Annotated in this window: 16 protein-coding genes; 5 read left to right on the forward strand and 11 right to left on the reverse strand. The window is 42.0% G+C overall.

Going from position 1 to position 17,657, the window contains the following annotated elements; all coding sequences use genetic code 11:
- Position 1: 1 nt before the first annotated feature.
- The 6 genes from ACJVC5_RS06880 to ACJVC5_RS06905 form a co-directional block, all read right to left on the reverse strand.
- Entirely contained in the window at positions 2-1,906 is a 1,905-nt protein-coding gene (locus ACJVC5_RS06880; protein ID WP_408098629.1) for a TIGR03545 family protein, read from the reverse strand.
- 11 nt (positions 1,907-1,917) lie between these two features.
- Positions 1,918-2,445 (reverse strand): TIGR03546 family protein, encoded by a 528-nt coding sequence (locus tag ACJVC5_RS06885; RefSeq protein ID WP_408098630.1) that lies wholly within the window; start codon positions 2,443-2,445, stop codon positions 1,918-1,920.
- 89 nt (positions 2,446-2,534) lie between these two features.
- Entirely contained in the window at positions 2,535-3,545 is a 1,011-nt protein-coding gene (gene galE, locus ACJVC5_RS06890) for a UDP-glucose 4-epimerase GalE (RefSeq protein WP_408098631.1), read from the reverse strand.
- The gene (locus ACJVC5_RS06895; protein ID WP_408098632.1) at positions 3,546-4,700 is read right to left on the reverse strand and encodes a UDP-galactopyranose/dTDP-fucopyranose mutase family protein; all 1,155 of its coding nucleotides are present in this window, start codon (positions 4,698-4,700) and stop codon (positions 3,546-3,548) included.
- Entirely contained in the window at positions 4,697-6,793 is a 2,097-nt protein-coding gene (locus tag ACJVC5_RS06900) for a sugar nucleotide-binding protein (protein WP_408098633.1), read from the reverse strand. Before ACJVC5_RS06900 ends, ACJVC5_RS06895 begins: the two co-directional genes overlap by 4 nt.
- A 16-nt stretch (positions 6,794-6,809) precedes the next feature.
- Positions 6,810-7,988, reverse strand: coding sequence for a glycosyltransferase (locus tag ACJVC5_RS06905; protein ID WP_408098634.1), 1,179 nt, complete (start codon positions 7,986-7,988; stop codon positions 6,810-6,812).
- A 320-nt stretch (positions 7,989-8,308) separates the two neighbouring features.
- Between ACJVC5_RS06905 and ACJVC5_RS06910 the strand changes: the two genes are divergently transcribed.
- On the forward strand, positions 8,309-8,806 hold the full coding sequence (locus tag ACJVC5_RS06910; RefSeq protein ID WP_408098635.1) for a hypothetical protein: 498 nt from the start codon (positions 8,309-8,311) through the stop codon (positions 8,804-8,806).
- Here ACJVC5_RS06910 and ACJVC5_RS06915 read toward each other — a convergent pair whose 3' ends face one another.
- On the reverse strand, positions 8,807-9,433 hold the full coding sequence (locus ACJVC5_RS06915) for a flavin reductase family protein (protein ID WP_408098636.1): 627 nt from the start codon (positions 9,431-9,433) through the stop codon (positions 8,807-8,809).
- A gap of 24 nt (positions 9,434-9,457) precedes the next feature.
- Between ACJVC5_RS06915 and ACJVC5_RS06920 the strand changes: the two genes are divergently transcribed.
- A complete protein-coding gene (locus tag ACJVC5_RS06920; RefSeq protein WP_408098637.1) occupies positions 9,458-10,357 on the forward strand; it encodes an MBL fold metallo-hydrolase in 900 nt (299 codons plus the stop codon).
- Here the strand turns inward: ACJVC5_RS06920 and ACJVC5_RS06925 are convergent.
- From ACJVC5_RS06925 to hisC, 4 genes are all read right to left on the reverse strand, one after another.
- On the reverse strand, positions 10,340-11,122 hold the full coding sequence (locus ACJVC5_RS06925; protein WP_408098638.1) for a DUF6588 family protein: 783 nt from the start codon (positions 11,120-11,122) through the stop codon (positions 10,340-10,342). The two genes, ACJVC5_RS06920 and ACJVC5_RS06925, sit on opposite strands and share 18 nt — an antisense overlap.
- Before the next feature lie 69 nt (positions 11,123-11,191).
- On the reverse strand, positions 11,192-12,289 hold the full coding sequence (locus ACJVC5_RS06930; protein WP_408098639.1) for a homogentisate 1,2-dioxygenase: 1,098 nt from the start codon (positions 12,287-12,289) through the stop codon (positions 11,192-11,194).
- Between the two features lie 8 nt (positions 12,290-12,297).
- Positions 12,298-13,314, reverse strand: a complete 1,017-nt coding sequence (locus ACJVC5_RS06935) for a fumarylacetoacetate hydrolase family protein (protein ID WP_408098640.1) — start codon at positions 13,312-13,314, stop codon at positions 12,298-12,300.
- Positions 13,315-14,439 (reverse strand): histidinol-phosphate transaminase, encoded by a 1,125-nt coding sequence (hisC, locus tag ACJVC5_RS06940; protein WP_408098641.1) that lies wholly within the window; start codon positions 14,437-14,439, stop codon positions 13,315-13,317.
- A gap of 129 nt (positions 14,440-14,568) precedes the next feature.
- Here hisC and ACJVC5_RS06945 point away from each other — a divergent pair, with 129 nt between their 5' ends.
- The 3 genes from ACJVC5_RS06945 (at position 14,569) to ACJVC5_RS06955 (ending at position 17,654) form a co-directional block, all read left to right on the forward strand.
- Positions 14,569-16,422 (forward strand): PAS domain-containing protein, encoded by a 1,854-nt coding sequence (locus ACJVC5_RS06945; protein WP_408098642.1) that lies wholly within the window; start codon positions 14,569-14,571, stop codon positions 16,420-16,422.
- 253 nt (positions 16,423-16,675) lie between these two features.
- Positions 16,676-17,230 carry a glutathione peroxidase gene (locus tag ACJVC5_RS06950; RefSeq protein ID WP_408098643.1) on the forward strand — a complete coding sequence of 185 codons (555 nt, stop codon included), beginning with the start codon at positions 16,676-16,678 and terminating at the stop codon, positions 17,228-17,230.
- Entirely contained in the window at positions 17,217-17,654 is a 438-nt protein-coding gene (locus tag ACJVC5_RS06955; protein WP_408098644.1) for a hypothetical protein, read from the forward strand. Before ACJVC5_RS06950 ends, ACJVC5_RS06955 begins: the two co-directional genes overlap by 14 nt.
- Positions 17,655-17,657: the final 3 nt, after the last annotated feature.

Consider the following 17,657-nt stretch of genomic DNA (forward strand, 5'->3'; position numbering starts at 1 on the left):
CCTACAATTTAATGCCTTTAAATATCTTTTTACCTTTTTCCTTAAGATCGTCGATGGCCTTATTTGATCCACCCGACTTTAACTTGGCAATTTCTGCCTCAATGCGGTCTTCGTTCTTCTTATAAAGCTCTTCGAGGTTCGTAAGTTGAGACAAATTGGCGTTGTTTCCACCGATAAGTTTCATCAATTCCGCCTTCGGTTGATTGATCTTTTCATCAACCAAAGCACTAATTTTGTTCTGTGCCTCAGTCACTTTGTTGCCCACTTCACGGGTGAACCCTTGAGCAAGCTCGTCTCCAAGATTGGAGTTGATGTGCATACTTAGGCTATTGAAACTTCCCGAGGCCGTACCATTGATGTTAATCACCGGGATATTGTTCACAATATTGTTCAACATCTCGCGGGCGATTTTATTAGTTGTATCAACCATGAACTGTGGTTTTGTTAAGGCCGAATTCCAGTTCATTTTGACTTTTTCTTCGACTAGTTCTGCCGAGATCGTGCTTGAACCAACTGCATTTTTAAAACCGAATTTAAGGTCTTTGTTTTCAACAAACAGTTTTTCAGGAACGGCAAAAGAATTTACCTGAATAAGAGCAGATTGTTTACCTACGTCACGTGTGAAATCTGCTGTCAGCACTGCTTTCACACCGTTGACCTGAACACCTGGGAAATCCCCACGAACATCAAGTACGATTGGTTTTTTAATTTGCTTTGGGGCCGTTGTCACGTTGGTAAGTTCACCAGCAACCTGACCGGAGTAAGAATCAGCAGTACCCGTAGAACTGATGGCCGCGCGTTTTAACCAGAAGAGTGGGTAACCGGTCGTAACAGGGAATTGATAGTTTTTCCCTTCTGATCGCTTACGTGGCACAACCACGTCCTCTTCTTTTTTCTTCTCTGGAAGGTATTGCTTAGCAAGTGCCTGGTACTTGCGTGCTTTGGCTATGTACTCTGCGAATTGGCCAGCAAAGAGGTGCATGGCCATGTCTTTAAAGTCTAGCTTCGGAATTGAGAAGCGGTTTTTTAAAGAAGCGATATCTTCATTCACAAGACTCTGAAGTTCTTTAGGATAGGCGGCAACAGCGATTACTTCGCTTTGAAGTTGTTTCGTTGATTTATCAATTTCTTTGTACTGCTTATTAACTTCTTTCAAAAGGTTGTTAAGTTTAGACACGCCCTGGGCCTGCTTCATAAAATCTTTTTCTTTTGAAATGGCATTAACTTCAGTCTCAATCTGCTTAAGCTTTGAAGTGTCTGAAAGTTCTTTTACCTTATTGTCCCAAAATTTCTTTTTAGCATCCACATCAGCAATCATGGCATTAACACGGGCCTCGGATTTCAAAGTTCCACGAATTTGTTGAATCTGCGCCTCGTAATCCTCGCCCCCTGCGATGGCGAGAAGATCACCCAACATATTGGAGCTGTATTTATTTTTAACCTGGGCCATGACTTCGTTTTGAAGTTCATTAAGTTTACTTGGCTTTGCGGGCTCCGGAGGAAGGACCTTACCTGGAGACTTTCTTGGTTTATAAAGCTGGATATTGTTAATGCTTGCATCTTCAACCACAAACTTCATTCTTAGAAGAGCGTCCCAAAGATAACCAAAATGCATGTTTCCAATTTCAAGAATATTGCGAGCTGGTTTTTCTTTATCTGTTACCTGTAGACGATCAAGGTCAAATGTCCCTTTGATGAAACTGGTTCTTACTGAGTCCACATTGACCTCGGCCCCATTGGCCTGCGTGCCCACGTACTCGATGAGCTTTTTCATGTGATGATCAAAGTAATAGGTGAAATAGATAAAGGTAATGGCAGAAAGTACCAATACCGGAATGATCGCTTCAAAGCGAATCGGCCCTTTCTTCTTGTTCTTCTTTTCTTCTTGTTTTTTATTTTCAGTCATAAGTGTCTCGTTTATTTCCAGCTGTATTGTTCGTACTTGTAGTACCACTGATAAAATTTGGTCGCTTGAAGGGCCTTCCAGAATTTGGTGCCTTTAAAGCGGGCGACAACGATCTCACGATACTTAACAATGAAGTATTGGCTTAGAATGAACACAATAGGCGATAGAGCAAATGTTACGACTGCCGAACCCATGACAATCGAATTATTGAAACGAGTGAAGGGAATAATGGGCATGTTATAAAGAGTCGTAAAGAGGCCTTGAAGGGAATCCATCTCTAAAACTTTTTGTCCCACAAAATCAAATGCCGGATCCAAGAGGAAGGCGATGAATTTGAAGAAGAAGGCGGCCACAAAAGCGGCCCCAATTTGAATACGAAAGAAAAAGAGAATTAAAAATATCAGTAAGCTATGAAGTGAAAGAACTGGAGTCATTCCTAAAATAAACCCACAGGTCATTCCCATGGCCAAAGAAATGTTACCAGTATCAGAGTTAAGTAACTTAATAAAAGCAAATAGCTGTTTGAGTATCAGTCCCATGACTTCTCCTTAATAATCCTAGTGGCATAATTTTAAAGTTGGGAGGGAGGTTTGACCACAATAATGAAGTGACTGGCAGAGCGTCAGAATTAATGATGGATTTGAGCGGAGTCATCGGGTTCTTCGAGGCCATTGGGATGAGTCGAATGCCAATGCCATGAATGTTGAACGATGGTCTCAATGGAAGGATATAGTGGCATCCATTTAAGCTCTTTTCTGATCTTTTGAGTGTTGGCGATTAGAATCGCTGGATCACCGGCCCTTCTTTTAAGTTCAATGGTTGATATCTTTTTTCCAGTCGCCTTTTCACAGGCGGCGATGACTTCTTTGACAGAGAAGCCGCGCTCACTTCCGATGTTATAAATTTCTTGAATACCTGGACGTAAATGATTGAGGGCCAATACATGGGCACGCGCCACGTCCAGGACATGAATAAAATCTCTAATACAGGTTCCATCCGGCGTTTGGTAATCAGTTCCGAAAATTTCAACGACCCCTCCTTCGTTTGCTGCATGCAAAATGCGGGGAATAAGATGACTTTCCGGATGATGGTCTTCTCCTAAGATTGAGTCTGTACTAGCTCCTGCCACATTAAAGTAGCGAAGCATAATGTAGCTTAATCCATAAGCGCGACCGAAGTCTTCAATGACAGTCTCTGCCATAAGCTTACTTCTTCCATAGGGAGTAATGGGTTCAGGGTGCTCTCTTTCTGCAATGGGATTTATGTCTGGGTTGCCATAGACCGCCGCTGAAGAGGAGTAGATAATTTTTTTTACTCCTGCTTTCATCATGGCATAGAGAAGATTCAAAGTGAGCGAGAGGTTTGTATAGTAATACTTGTAAGGTTCATGCACGCTTTCACGAACATCAATAAGACCGGCAAAATGTATGACAGCTTCAATTTGATGACTATGAAGGGTCCGAATGAGTAGGTCTTGATTAGAAAGGTTCCCCACAATAAAACTCGCCCGCGGATCAACCGCCTCTCGGTGTCCCTTTGATAAATTATCAAGCACCGTCACGGAATGACCTGAATTAATAAGATCACGGACTGCATGACTGCCGATATAGCCGGCACCACCAGTGACGAGAACTCTCATCTACACTCCTAATGGATCGGCGCTGAATTTGGGCCAATTTTGGATTTCAGATTTAATACATATTCTTGCAAGATCCAGAGATTCTCCAATCACCATATGCATATCGAGATAGCGATAGGTTCCGAGGCGTCCGATAAAAGTGATTTTATCTTCGGAGCGACACATGTCCATGTACTGCTCTAGAAGTTCTAAATCTTTATGTAAACGAGTCGGGAAGTAAGGAACGTCACTTTCTTCGCAAGGTCGAGCGTATTCTTTGAAACAAACTGATTTGTCATGCTCTTCCCACGGCATGAAATGTTTGTATTCCGAGATCCGAAGATAAGAAACATCTTCTTCACAAAAATTAATGATGCCATTTCCTTGGTAGTCTTCACTCTCAACGAATCTTTCAAAGTGGAGTGTCCGGTATCCTAATCGTCCTAATTTATAATTAAAAAACCCATCCATGGGACCACACCAAAAGGTATGATCAAAATCCCTTTTTCTTTCAGGATCAAGTCTTTGCCCAATACGAACTTCGATATCGTGATGATCTAATATTCGTTTGATGATTTCAGTGTAGCCACTAACAGGTATTCCTTGATATTGATGATCGTAATAATCATCGTCGTAATTAAAACGTACAGTCAGGCGCTGAAGGAGAGAGGCCGGAAGTTCTTTGGGAGATACGCCCCACTTTTTCCGTGTATAGCCTTCGATGAAATTTGAATAAATCTCTTTCCCAAAAAACTTTAAAGCATACTCTTCAAGATTCTTAGGTTCCTTAATAGAGGAGTCCCCGAGAGAGCCAACAAAGTCACGGGCCTCTTTAGGTCTGAACTTTTTTTGGAAGAACTGATTAATTGTGAGGAGATTAATCGGTAGATTAAAGACGCCTTTTTTGGTTTGGGCCTTGATTCGATTAACAAAGGGCTCAAATTTTCCCCATTGGTTTACATAGTCCCATACGTCTTCTCGATTGGTGTGAAAGATATGTGGCCCGTACTGATGAATCATAATGCCGGTTTCTTCGTCCCGTTTAGTGTGACAATTTCCACCGACATGATTTCTTTCATCAAAAATGGTAATTCGAAATTTCCCCGTTTCGGCGAGCTCTCTGGCCAGGACCGCTCCAGCGAATCCGGCCCCAGCAATGCCGATGTGATACTTCATTGATATTGCTCCTGTTGCCAATCATCTGGTAAGTGCAAGTCAAACAACTTTTTGAAAACCGATTGATGAGATCTTGACGGTCGAATTTGTTTGTCACTTTTTATGACCGAAATAATTCTTCTCGGATGTTCATAAGGAAAATCTTCCTGAATGAGCAGTCTCTCTTTCATGGTCTCTGATGCGCAATCAGAAAACTTTTGATGACTGACGCCGCCGTCATTAAAAAGATGAACAATGCCTTTCTCTTCATCAATGAGAAGATCAAGGCAGTGGTTGGCGATTTCTTTTAATTGGGACTCAGGCATCTGACATTCTTCCAGAGCACAAAACTCTGAATCTGAATCAAGGACGGCACTTGTACGGATTATGAGGGCATCGGGATGGGCGTTGATGAGATGACTTTCATTTTCGACTTCATCACGTTCAAACACATTCACAGGAGCTGATACATTGCTTTCCACGTAGGCCGCATTTGAATGCTTGTAAAAGACCTGGTCAGATGAAAAATTTAGAAGTGCCACATTTCGGTCCGCGCACACTTCAGCAAGTTTTAGGGCCCCTGTCATTTTCAATCGAGTTTCTTCAGCATGTTTTTCATTGTTAATATGAATGAATCCGGCCGCATTGATGACCGCCCATGGTCGATAGACATTAATGGTTTCTTCGATTGAATCTTTGTCAGTAATATCCAGTTCATGTCTTCTGACCATGCGATTGTGGATGTTTCTACTTCCGCAGGCACTGGCAATGGCCTGGGCAAGAACTCCATTGGCCCCAAGAATAAGAATGGGTTGAACATCGCTTCGATGATAAAACCGAATAAAATCTCCATCTCGATCACTCCACTGAATTCGTCTGGAGGTTTCCCAATGACCCTCTGATTTTAGAACTGGTGAATGAGAGTGACCTATGGTTGCAAGCTCTTTTATTAAGAGTGCAAGACCCGTAGGGGTCGGTTTTAGAGTGGTATGATGAAGCTCAAAGGCACCAGGATTGTAAAAGCTTTCTCCTTCGTGCCAAGCGAAGGTTCCCAGAAGTGCAGAGGAAGTGACTGCCTCAATATTAATATTTTGTTTTCTTAGTGCCTCTGCCATTTGCCATGTAGAACCAAGCCATCTCATCTGGGCCTCTCTTTCTCCCAGAATATGGCTTTCAGTAATGGCGAGGGGAATCTGGTAACGCTTCCAGGCCTCTTTAAGAACATTTCCGGATGTCATGTTCTCAAGTTTACCGGAATCAATCGCCGCTACATTGGCATAGGATTGGTTCTCCTGTTCATTTCTTGTCCACTCTGGATAAAGATTAAGTTCTTCATCTAAAAAGCGATCACTCATAAGACTGTGATGGACCCCAATAACGTCAGGGGCACAAGAATTCTCTTTGAACCATTTTAGCTCTTCAATTCGAATGCCATGATCCAGGAGATACTGATGGAGTGAGTGGGATGAGTCGACCTTTCCACAAAGAAGGTCCAGAGCTAGCCATTTTCGATTGTTCTCCAATTCGGCCAGGTCCTTAAGCTTATCGGTACTAAAGTATTCACCTAAATTTTCCGTCTGAATAAATTTTGCACGTGGATTAATTCTTCTGATTTCTTTCATCGCAAGGACCGAGGCCTTACTTTGATAGATAATGGCCTTCAAGTAGTAGGTCTCGTTCTTGAGATGCGGGTACCACAGGCCCTCTAGACAACTAAGACGCGCGGTTCGGGTAATTTCGTGAATGGGAGCATATTCATCAATCGTTGGATATCTGGCCGCAAATTGTCTGGCGTAGGTCGCGAATTTTTCCGGAAAATCTGGATCAATGAGACTGGTATAATTTGGCCCGCTCCCATGATGCAAGAACTTTGCAATTACCTTAAGTTCAAGACGATTGAGTTCACCTAAACGTTCATCCAGAAATGACCAGTTACAATGATCAAGATCTCTTGGAGCGACAGTTTCCCACAAGCATGGGTAAAAAAGTTTTTTGATTCCCAGTTCTTTGAAAAGGGAAAGATCACTGAGTCGTTTGTGATGACCGCTTCTTTCCACTTGATTGATGTAGCGATCGCCCATGCGATTGAGGGTCGACTCTATTCCGCCCCACATTTCCAAAGGCCTCATGTTACACCACTCTGCTCGTCGTGATATTTAAAGGATGGATCACTCTTGGTCTTTCTTCTCTGAATTTTCTATCTTTAACGAAGTCTAATTCAAGCTTGGCCATCTTTTCATGGAGATTGTCCCATGACTGATCTTTTAAGAAATGATCGACTCGATCGAGCCATTCCGGGCCGTTTTTTTCTTGTATGGCCTCTTCAATCTGTTGAATAAAGTCTTTCGGTCTATCAGCAATTCGCACGAGCTGTTTTTTAGAAAACGGAACAATGACGTCTGGGACACTTGTCGACACGACTGCTTTCCCGGCCGCAAGATACTCCATGGTCTTCATGGGAGAAATGAATCGAGTCATCTCATTCTGAAGGTATGGCATAATGGTGACGTCCCAACCTGCTAAATAAAGTGGAAGCGCGTAATAGTCCTTTTTCCCTAGATAATGGACATTGGGTCTTCTTGGTAAAGTCCTTGTATCTAGATTCACAACTGGACCGGCCAGAACAAATTGGAAATCCGGTCGCAAATCTGCCATTTGCATGATCAGATCAAAGTTAAAGCGTTGATCAATCACTCCGTAAAAACCGATACGTGGATGAGGAATATTAATCTGATCGTCAGGTTCAACCAGCTTCATTCTACCTTGTGAGAAGTGCGTGTAATCAAGGGCGTTCGGCATGAAGTGAATATTGTGGTGATCATGTTTTTTTTCTTCATAGATAGATTGTCCTGCTGAAAAAACCAGATCAGCTTTGCGAAGTAGTTCTTGCTCTACATTTTGATCGCGGTCTTTTTGATAAAAGAGATGATCAAGATAATCAAAGATGATGGATTTAGGTTCCAGATGACGAGAAAATGACAGGGCCTTCGGTGAATAATACCAAAGTGTATAATCAATTAGTTCTTCTTCATAGATAAGTTCGTCAACCAAATCAGTCAGTGCGGCCTCCATCTTGCTCGGGTCGATGTTTGTAGGAAGATAAGGAATGACGACCAAGACATTTTCCGCAGTCTCTCTTAAATGGAGTCGAGGAATTTCAGTCATGCCAAAAACGGGTTCTTCAAAATAAAAGACACGACGGCCCTTGGCCTGGCGAGACAACAAATGCTGAGGACGCTGAAACACAAAATCCCAACGTAGATGCGAAAAAACCAATAGGTCTGACGTTTCACTGACTGTGTTCATCATTTGATCTCCAGAATGTTCAGATTATTTTTGAGGCTGATGGACTCCCTGGGCCATTTGTGATCCGGTCTGGTTATGCCAGTCGGGTGCCAAGTCAGAAGTAAGTTTTATAGGGTAAAGGGGACAATCCCGGAGGCAGATTTGGACGAAAGCGGGGCAATTCACCCGAGAAATTTGGTTCTTTGAGAGAATGAGAAATTATTACATAGGGCGAGGATCTCGCATGGCCAAGAGAGTAAGCACAGTAGGTTATTTTTTCAGGCTTTAAACTACCTGAAGGATTTTCCCCTATAATGCCGCAACCTTTAACGATGGAGTTCCATTTGAAGCTCGCCCTGATCGTTCTTACTGCACTTCTTTCAACTTTTGCTCATGCAGATTTGGCAGAGGTTCATCAGAAAAATTGTCAGAAGTCTGATGTTAAGGAGCTTATGGGTGAAACGGGTTCATGCAGAATTGTGGTGGCCCCTACAAAGTACACTGGATCTGAATCTGGATCATGTACTGGGACCTTTATGGATATACCTTGTAGCGTGAGTTACATCACTGAAGAATCCATCTCTGCTTTGAATATTACTTGTGGATTAGATCCGCGGAATCCTATGATGAGCCAGGATATGAAGGCCACAGGAAGTAGTTATAATGTCGCTACGATTATCAAGACCTCAGAAGGTAAAGACATCATTCAAAATGATGAGACTAATTACAATGTTGTTTCAAGCAATTCCTTAAGACTAACGATCACCGGAGAGACGACCACGATTGCTCTTCTTTTTCCCGCAGGTGATTCTTATCTTAACGATGTTCATTGTACGAAGTAATTATTTTTGAATTTGGGCCTTTGTCAGGCGCTCCATTTCAAAGCGGCTATCAGTTCTAAACCAATCATTACCAGCACCACGTCCGACTGCTTTAAGAAGATCAGTGACGATCTTTCCATCTTTCATGATGTTTTCATCGACATGAACGAGTTTAACTTCACCAGTAATGAGTGAACCAGAGCCGGGAACCTTGCCGTAACAAAGCATATCTCTGAACTCACATTCAAACTGAATAGGTGATTCAAGTAAGCGCTTGGCCTTTACAACTTCTGAATCAATTGGAGTAAGACCCGAGAACTTGAACTCATCTTCTCCATAAGGAAGCTCAGTAGAGGCGAGATTCACTTTTGTATAATTGTTTTCTGTACAAAAATTTACAACAAACTCTTTTTCTCTCAGAATATTCTTAACCGTATCTTTGAACTCACCGGTAGAGGTTCTGATCATCGGACAAAAAGCGATAATCATCGGAGAGGCCGACACCGCTGTGAAAAACGAAAACGGAGCTAGATTATTAGATCCGTCGATGTTACGAGTAGAAATAACAGCAATTGGTCGAGGAATTATCGAACCAATTAAAAATTTATAATTATCTGCAAAGGCGCCGGTTGTTTGGTATGTTTTCATACCCGATAGCTTATAAGATTCAACATGATGTTTAAAACTCTATTTTTTATTTTCGCTCTGGCCCTTACTCCTAAATCTGCGATTTCAGCTGTTAATGCTCGTTGGTTAACAGTTACAGCAGTTGCGATTGATGACGGGAAGACCCGACTTTTATTCGATCCCGCTTGGACCAGACCAGGCCTCAGGCATGTGACAGGTATTTCCAAGCTCGTCTCTGATGAAGCACTCGTGAAGTCAGTCCTGGAGAAAAACCAACTGACAAAACTAGATGCTGTATTCGCCAGTCATTCTCACTTCGATCATGTGATTGATGCTCCGATGGCGGCCAAACTTGGTAGCGGCATTTTTTATGTTGATGAGAGCTCAGAGCGAATTGCCAAGGCCTATAAAGACCCTGCAATTAAAACTCAACGCTATAAAGCAGAAGAGAAGATTAAAGTAGGGGACTTCACTATTACCCCTTTCACTCGTGAGCATGCAAAGATTCTGCACATGTTTGCTTTCTTACCTGGACCAGTTCCGGAAGATTGTTCGCTTAGCTTCTTCGATTATCACGAAGGTGAAACATGGTTTTATCTGGTTGAGCATCCTGAAGGTGTGATCTTGGTAGATCAAGGTTCAAAGGCCCACCCAGAGGTATTAAAAAAGCACGCTAAAAAGGTGGATGTTCTTTTTCAGGGAATTGCCAATCGTAAGAATGATGAAGACATCATTGATGGCCATGCCAAGACCTATCAACCAAAAATCTTTGTTCCACTGCACTTTGATAATTTCTTTAAAGATTTCAATGATGGCGACTGGTCAGAGCTACCGGGCGCGAACTTGGATGACATCTTGGCCAAAGTAAAAAAGGCCTATCCAACTATGCAAGTGGATAGGCCCCAGTATGGAAAACCAATAACAGTATTAGAAGTCAAAAGATAGCTTACCAGAAACTCTTTTTGCGTCCTGGATTTGAGCACCTTCAACACCTAACTTGATGAAGAAAAGCTGGATGTTGGCACCAACTGCCAGGAAGCTACCTGAAAGATTAACAGATTCTTTTGTCGCCGCTGTATAACCAAAAATGGCGGCCGTTGCATCAAGATCACTTTCAATGCGAGAAGTACCAACTTTCGCGTATGGAGTGAAGAATGCAAAAGTCTTAGAAACACCAAGCCAGTAAACAGTCGTTTTTGTCTCTAGTTCGATATCAGATTCAGGAGCTGAACCTTGAGCGTTCTGGTGGAATTTCACATTACCTTTTGAGAAATCAGCACCGATGGCGATATCTAGTGGAAGATTCATGAAACGACCAAAGTTCCAGCCTAGGCCGAATGAATTACTTTTAGCTTTTACATCACTGAACTCTTGTTCAGGAAGAACAGTTAGTTCCACGAATAGGTCGAACGGAAAGTGAGCACGGGCCATTACCGCCGCATGATAAACATTCTTAAAATCACTTCCGTCACCACCTGAAGCATCAATAACGTCCGCGAATTTTTTAGATTGTGTTTGTCCGCCTACAGCACCAACTTCAATTCCCCAAAGACCATCTGTTTCCGGAGCAGCAACTGCAGTGTGGGCAAAGTTACCACCGAACTCCATAGAGACATCTTCTACGTCTTTTTTAGAGAGGTTATCGAACACAGGATCAGCGGCATATGCTGACATTGATAAGAGGAGAGAGAGGGCCAAAAGCTTCTTCATAAACTTCCTTGTGATAAATGAATGCTTTAATTTTCACTCATTTATCACCGGAAGCCAGATAGGTAATTCTTACTTGAGCATCCAACTCTTCCAATATTCCTTGTTCTCAAGCTTCTCGAACTCAGGAGTCATGTTTAGTGGATTACGGGCATCAATCATAACGGCATATTCATCAGTAAATTCATTCTCATTGGCCTTTAGGAAGGCCTTTGGGTGTGGACCATGGTGAATGCCCTGTGGGTGATAGGTGATCGCCCCAGCGTCGATATTATCCCGAGAAAAAAAGTTGCCTTGGTGGTAGAAAAGAATTTCATCGTAATCAATATTTGAATGGAAGAACGGAACTTTGAGTACTCCCTCACTAGTGTATTCAAGTGGTCTTGCCACGAATGAGCAAATCACGAAGTTTTGCGCCACAAATGTTGTATGCCCTGATGGTGGAATATGATACCGGTGAGAGTTGATTGGACAGTAGTCATAGATGGAAAGTTTCCAGGCATAAAGGGAACCTTTCCAGCCAGCCACATCTAGCGGATTAAATGGATATGTCACGCGTGAGATCTTTCCACGATGTTTAATATCAATATGGTACTCTTTTAAGTTTTGTTCAGAACCCACGGCCGCTTCCGGAACAAACTTTGCGGTCTGATCATAAAGGGCATTAGGGCCTAGAATTCCACGAGTCGGTTCTTCAAATTCTGAATGAGATTCAATCTTTAAAATTTTGCACGGTTTTGAAATGTAGGTCTTATAAGTCGTCCCGCGAGGAATGATGATGTAATCACCTTTTACGAATGGGATATGACCGTAAATTGTTTCAATTTTCCCTTCGCCTTCGTGAATAAAGAAAAGTTCATCAAAGTCGGCGTTTCGGAAGAAGGAATCAAAATTTGCTGTCATCGTTCCTAAATAGACTTCGACATCAGTGTTATAGAACATCTTTACGAAGTTATTTTGAAGCGACTTCTCTCCAAAGACCGGGGGAAGATTATGTGGACGAAGTTCACCCACAATATTTGTCCAATCAGTCGGCTTGTTTTGATGATAGAGGTGTGAAACACGTCCAAAGAAACCTTTTCTTCCGTGTTCTTCCTCAAACATCCCTTCAGGAATTTTTACGTGGGCCTGTTTAGTATAAACGCCACTCGCTTTAAAATTTTCTGCCATAACTTATCCTATGGTTTTGGGTTTGGTGTACCCACAATGTTTTTAAGAGTTCCAATTTTTTCAATCGAGAGTTCTAGTTTGTCACCTGGCTTGATCCATTTATCGAGTTCAAGTCCACAACCGGTACCTACTGTGCCTGAACCGATGAAATCCGTTGCGCGAATCCATTCTTCCATGCCCATGTGCTCAATCATTTCTCCCCACGAGTAGTGAGAGTCACCTGATTGCCCGCGTGACCATTCTTCACCATTCACAGAGGCAGTCATAAGAAGATTCGGTTCTTCATAATTAAATTCATCATACGTCACGATGACTGGGCCCATGATGCTACACCAATCTTTACCTTTGGCAGGTCCAAGACGAATCGACATTTCTTTTCTTTGAATATCACGTGCCGAAACATCATTTAGAATAGTGAATCCGAAAATATGTTTTTTAATGTCTTTTGCTTTCACGTTTTTCCCATCACGACCGATCACCACCCCTAGTTCAAGTTCGTAATCCAGCTGTTGAGAATAAAATGGCCAAGGAATGATATCGTCCTGTCCAATGAAACCAGTGTTACCACCTTTGTAGTAAGCAGGGATTTCATACCAAGCAGGCGGAACTTCTTCCTTGCGCTTCTCAAAACCTTTTTTCACGTGCTTCTCATGAGCGTAGAAATCGCGATACATGGCGATTTCATCCAGGGGAGCATCAAACTTCACATCTTTTACATCGTGAAGGTGAAAAGCAATATCAGCACCGTTTTGCGTTTTAAGATTTCCTGATTTTATGAATTTCTTATAACGCTCAAGTGTATCTTGTAGCATTGGGATAGCAGCATCTTGATGGACGCGTAGAAACTGCGCCAATGATTTTGGGGCAAACATCGCCGCACGATTTTCAGGAGAATAAAATCCCTGATGTTCAAAATCCGCCTGCCACAAAAGGTTTACATCAATGATGGTTTTTTCATCCAGGAAAAGACCTAGGCGTTTTTGCACGCCAAGAAAGGAAGAACGTTTGTAAGTTACAACTTTCATCTATGCTCCACCAAATTTCTGCTTATAGCGAGGAATAACTTCATCCATCGCTTCGTATAAGTGACTCATTTCTTCTTTTGTTCCTATTGAAATACGAACATGATCCGGCATGAGGTTCGCACGCAGCGGACGAATAATCACACCGTGATTAAGTAGTTCATTGTAAAGGAACAAGCTTGCTTCCTCAGAACCAGTTTTAATGGTGATAAAGTTCGTTACACTTGGGATTGGATTAAATCCATGATCCGTTAAGTATTTAAAGAGTTCTTCGTAACGGGCCTTATTGTTTTCTAGTGTACGAAGAAGATGTGGATAATCTTTCAATGCACCGTAGGCGCCTTTTTGAGCGATCAGACTTGGTTCAAATGGAAGTTTCACCTTATGAAGATTTCCGATAAGGTAATCATGTCCAAAACCATAACCACAACGAATTCCCGAAATACCATAGGCCTTCGAGAAAGTACGAAGAGTGATCACGTTATCATAACGATAGTTCATAGAATCAGGATAGTCCCATTGACCTTGAGCAAATTCGAAGTAGGCCTCATCCAGAATCACGATAGTGTGACTTGGAACATGTTTCATGAGGTAATCAAACTCTTCTTTCGTGATGTAGGTTCCGGTTGGATTATCAGGATTCGCGATATAAACGATCTTTGTGTTCTCGGTGATCTTTTCCGCCATGGCCTTAACATCATATTTGTAGTCAGGACGACGAGGGACTTGAACCAGCTTTGCTCCTACTGATTTTGCCAGAATCAAAAAACCAATAAATGTGTTTTCTGAAGTTACGACTTCTTCATTGGGTTGAAGAAATGCACGCACGATATATCCCATAATACCTTCAGAACCATTACCGAGAATGATGTTTTGAGGTTTCAAATGGTAGAGTTCGCAAAGAGCATTTTTAAGTTGGTGAGCGAACATATCCGGATAACGATGAACGTCCCACAAAGCATTCGTCATTTCGCGAATGGCGAATGGAGAAGGCCCCAACGGATTTTCATTACTTGCTAACTTTGAAATTTTAGTCAGACCTTTTTCACGTGCCAGCTCTTCAATAGGTTTACCGGCTTGATATACTTCAAGTTTTTCAATGTACTCGGGAACAAGTTTTTTTTGCATAGTGCCTTCTGGAAAAAAATGACTCTAAAAAAGTACCAAAATCAGTGAGGGAAGGCATTGAATAAAATTTAGATTTGCTCTGCGTAAATGGGCTTTGGCTTTCTGACAAAAGCAATGTAGGCTCAATTCATGCATTCATTTACATCCGACCATCTCATTGGGCTAATTTCTGCTGGATTTCAGGGTCTAATTGCCTATCTGGATAAGGATTTTAAGTATCATTTTGTGAATGATTACTACAAAGACTGGTTTGGTAAAAGTCCTACTGATTACATTGGAAAAAATGCGATGGAAGTCATCGGGCGAGATGCCTTTGCAGAACGACTTCCTTACATTGAGCGCGTTCTTCGTGGAGAAAAATTAAAATTTTTTTCATTCTTGCCACACAATTCACTCGGTCGCCGTGAAGTAGAACAAATTTATCATCCGGATTTTAAAGAGGATGGATCTGTTCGTGGTTTCATTGTGATGGCGAGAGACATCACTGATCAAAGAAAGGCCGAACGATTGGCCCATGAGAACGAAGCAAGATTCAGAAGTTTAACAGAAGTCATGCCCCAGATTGTTTGGATCACAGACGCTGAAGGCAAGGCCATTTTCTTTAACAATAATCTCGCCCGAATTACGAATACCTACCTAGACGATAATATGGGAAATGGCTGGGTAAACGTGCTTCATCCAGAAGATCGAATGAATGCCATTCTTCAATGGAGTGAAGCGATTAAGAACGGCTCACCTTATGAGGCCGACTATCGAATCAGAATGGCCGACGGAAGTTACCGCTGGCATGTTGCCCGTGGAATTCCGATTAAGAATGAGAAAGGTCGAGTAGAGCGCTGGGCAGGCACTACAACAGACATTGAAGATCAAAAAAATGCGCGAGTGCTGGCCGATAAAGAACGTGCCAGAATTTATTCTCTCTTCATGCAGGCCCCGGTTCTCATCGCGGTGATGACTGGTCCTGATCATGTGTTTGAAATGATCAATCCTGCGGGATTAAAAAGTCTTGGTGGTAAACAGGTCCTTGGAATGCCACTTAAAGATGCCCTGCCAGAACTTATCCCGCAGGGATTTGTGAAATTGATGGATGAAATTTATTTTAGTGGTAAAGGTCTTTTCTTTCCTGCCCGTGAGATACAGATCATATCTCCGAGCGGAGAAAAAATTGAAAGTTACCAGGATTTGTTTTACGAACCAATCAAAGATGAGAATGGTCTCACGACTGGTATTCTTACCATGGCCGTTGATGTGACTGAGCAGGTAAAGGCTCTTAAAAATATGGAAGAGGCCCTGAAGGCCCGTGATCAGTTTTTATCTATTGCATCTCACGAATTAAAAACGCCCCTAACTTCATTAAAACTTCAGTCCCAACTTACTTTACGAATGTTGGAAAAGAACACTGAAATCCCTGTCGAAAGACAAAAGCAGCAGGCCACTCAGCAAAGTGACCTTGTCACAAAACTCACTCGTCTCATTGACGATATGCTTGATGTCTCTCGTATTAGAACCGGAAAGTTAAACCTTGAGAAAAGTCGGCAAGAAATCGGCGATGTTGTGAGAGAAGTGGTCTTTCGCATGGGTCTCTTGTTTGAGGCAGCTGGAATTCCTCTACCTGTGATCAAAGTAACAGACAAATTGTCAGGTCATTGGGACAGATTTCGCCTTGAGCAAGTCATTGGAAATTTGCTGACCAATGCCATTCGTTATGGGAAAGGCAAACCGATCGAAATTCGAATTGAGAAGAAAGGTTCTTACGCTTCAGTATCTGTGACGGACCAGGGTTATGGCGTTGATAAAAAGGACCTGGAAAGGATTTTTGGTCGATTTGAAAGAGCATCTCACTCGGCCGAGGTGAGTGGTCTTGGTTTAGGTCTTTTTATTTCAAAAGAAATTATCGAATCTCATAGAGGAAGAATTTTTGTGACGAGTACTCTTGGTCATGGTTCGACTTTTACTTTCGAAATTCCAGTCGAAGAAGCTTAGTTTAGTTTCCATTATCAGTCACCGTTCTGATCAGGAATCTTGCTTTAAGATTCAGGTTAAATAGTTTCACCACGAAGAGCGAGAGAGATATACTGATTCTAGTTCATAGATCAGCAGAGTAAAATCTGAGGATAGATGAACAAAAAGATGGCCACCGTAAAAAGTGGCCATTTTTTTTTGCCAAAAAAGTTCAGTGAACGCAATTTATCCGATAACATTGAGGAGCTTATCAGCATTAAAACCGGGAGTTTTTATGTCTCAGAACGTCTATTCATTTAATGTAAAAAAGATTGATGGTACCCAGGCCTCTCTGGGCGATTTTAAAGGCCAGGTGATGTTAGTGGTGAATGTCGCATCGAAATGTGGTTTAACTCCACAATATGATGGCCTGGAAAAGCTATATGAAAATTACCAGTCCAAAGGTCTTGCAGTACTGGGATTTCCTGCCAATGAATTTCTTGCCCAAGAGCCAGGAACGAATGCAGAGATTCAAGAGTTTTGTCGTATGAAGTATGGGATTAAATTCCCGATGTTTGAAAAAATTGTAGTTAAAGGCGAGGGGCAACATCCGCTTTATCGTTTTCTGACTGAAACAAAACCAAATGCAACAATGAAACCAGATGGAACATTGATTGAACGCTTAAACTCTAAAGGTCTCCTCTCTGGCAAAGAAAATGATATTAAGTGGAACTTTGAAAAGTTTCTAATTAATCGTAAAGGTGAAGTGGTTGATAGATTCTCACCTGAGCTTGATCCTCAGGACCCAATCATCGTTAAGGCCGTGGAGAGAGAACTTGCTGCTCATTAATTTTATTTTTTTATTCTTAACTTCAGCGGTATTCGCCGCTGAAGTAGGGCCTCTGCAAGACAATGTTTTATTTGCTTTCGAACGCTGCCAATCTCTCTCCGTTGATTTGAAAAAAGGCGGAATCATGAGCACTGATCTGCCTGGGTTTGATATGCACTGTAAGGCGACGATTGGCCTGGAATTCAAGTGTGATTACATTGATATCAAGACCAATAAGCGAGCACAGCTAGAGGTCTTTAACGGTGGAAAGAACGGATCCAGAGTGGCCCTAAGTAGTAAAGGTGGTTCTAGCTTGAAGTTTTTATTAGGCAATCAAAGTGCTTATTATGAAACTCCTCTAACTGATTCAGAAAATATATCAGGTCGAAAAGTTTGTTCGGGGATATTCCTTTTGGAAAAAGATGCTCGTAAGCACAAGAAATAATCT

Origin of the sequence: Peredibacter sp. HCB2-198 (genome assembly GCF_045999315.1) — a bacterium.
GTDB lineage: Bacteria > Bdellovibrionota > Bacteriovoracia > Bacteriovoracales > Bacteriovoracaceae > Peredibacter.

What these genes read in the sequence shown, in the direction of transcription:
- ACJVC5_RS06880 (WP_408098629.1), bottom strand. Translation starts at nt 1,906, where the DNA reads ATGACTGAAAATAAAAAACAAGAAGAAAAGAAGAACAAGAAGAAAGGG.
- galE (WP_408098631.1), bottom strand. Translation starts at nt 3,545, where the DNA reads ATGAGAGTTCTCGTCACTGGTGGTGCCGGCTATATCGGCAGTCATGCA.
- ACJVC5_RS06935 (WP_408098640.1), bottom strand. Translation starts at nt 13,314, where the DNA reads ATGAAAGTTGTAACTTACAAACGTTCTTCCTTTCTTGGCGTGCAAAAA.
- ACJVC5_RS06930 (WP_408098639.1), bottom strand. Translation starts at nt 12,289, where the DNA reads ATGGCAGAAAATTTTAAAGCGAGTGGCGTTTATACTAAACAGGCCCAC.
- ACJVC5_RS06885 (WP_408098630.1), bottom strand. Translation starts at nt 2,445, where the DNA reads ATGGGACTGATACTCAAACAGCTATTTGCTTTTATTAAGTTACTTAAC.
- ACJVC5_RS06950 (WP_408098643.1), top strand. Translation starts at nt 16,676, where the DNA reads ATGTCTCAGAACGTCTATTCATTTAATGTAAAAAAGATTGATGGTACC.
- ACJVC5_RS06945 (WP_408098642.1), top strand. Translation starts at nt 14,569, where the DNA reads ATGCATTCATTTACATCCGACCATCTCATTGGGCTAATTTCTGCTGGA.
- ACJVC5_RS06900 (WP_408098633.1), bottom strand. Translation starts at nt 6,793, where the DNA reads ATGTGGGGCGGAATAGAGTCGACCCTCAATCGCATGGGCGATCGCTAC.
- ACJVC5_RS06895 (WP_408098632.1), bottom strand. Translation starts at nt 4,700, where the DNA reads ATGAAGTATCACATCGGCATTGCTGGGGCCGGATTCGCTGGAGCGGTC.
- ACJVC5_RS06925 (WP_408098638.1), bottom strand. Translation starts at nt 11,122, where the DNA reads ATGAAGAAGCTTTTGGCCCTCTCTCTCCTCTTATCAATGTCAGCATAT.
- ACJVC5_RS06920 (WP_408098637.1), top strand. Translation starts at nt 9,458, where the DNA reads ATGATGTTTAAAACTCTATTTTTTATTTTCGCTCTGGCCCTTACTCCT.
- ACJVC5_RS06915 (WP_408098636.1), bottom strand. Translation starts at nt 9,433, where the DNA reads ATGAAAACATACCAAACAACCGGCGCCTTTGCAGATAATTATAAATTT.
- ACJVC5_RS06905 (WP_408098634.1), bottom strand. Translation starts at nt 7,988, where the DNA reads ATGATGAACACAGTCAGTGAAACGTCAGACCTATTGGTTTTTTCGCAT.
- hisC (WP_408098641.1), bottom strand. Translation starts at nt 14,439, where the DNA reads ATGCAAAAAAAACTTGTTCCCGAGTACATTGAAAAACTTGAAGTATAT.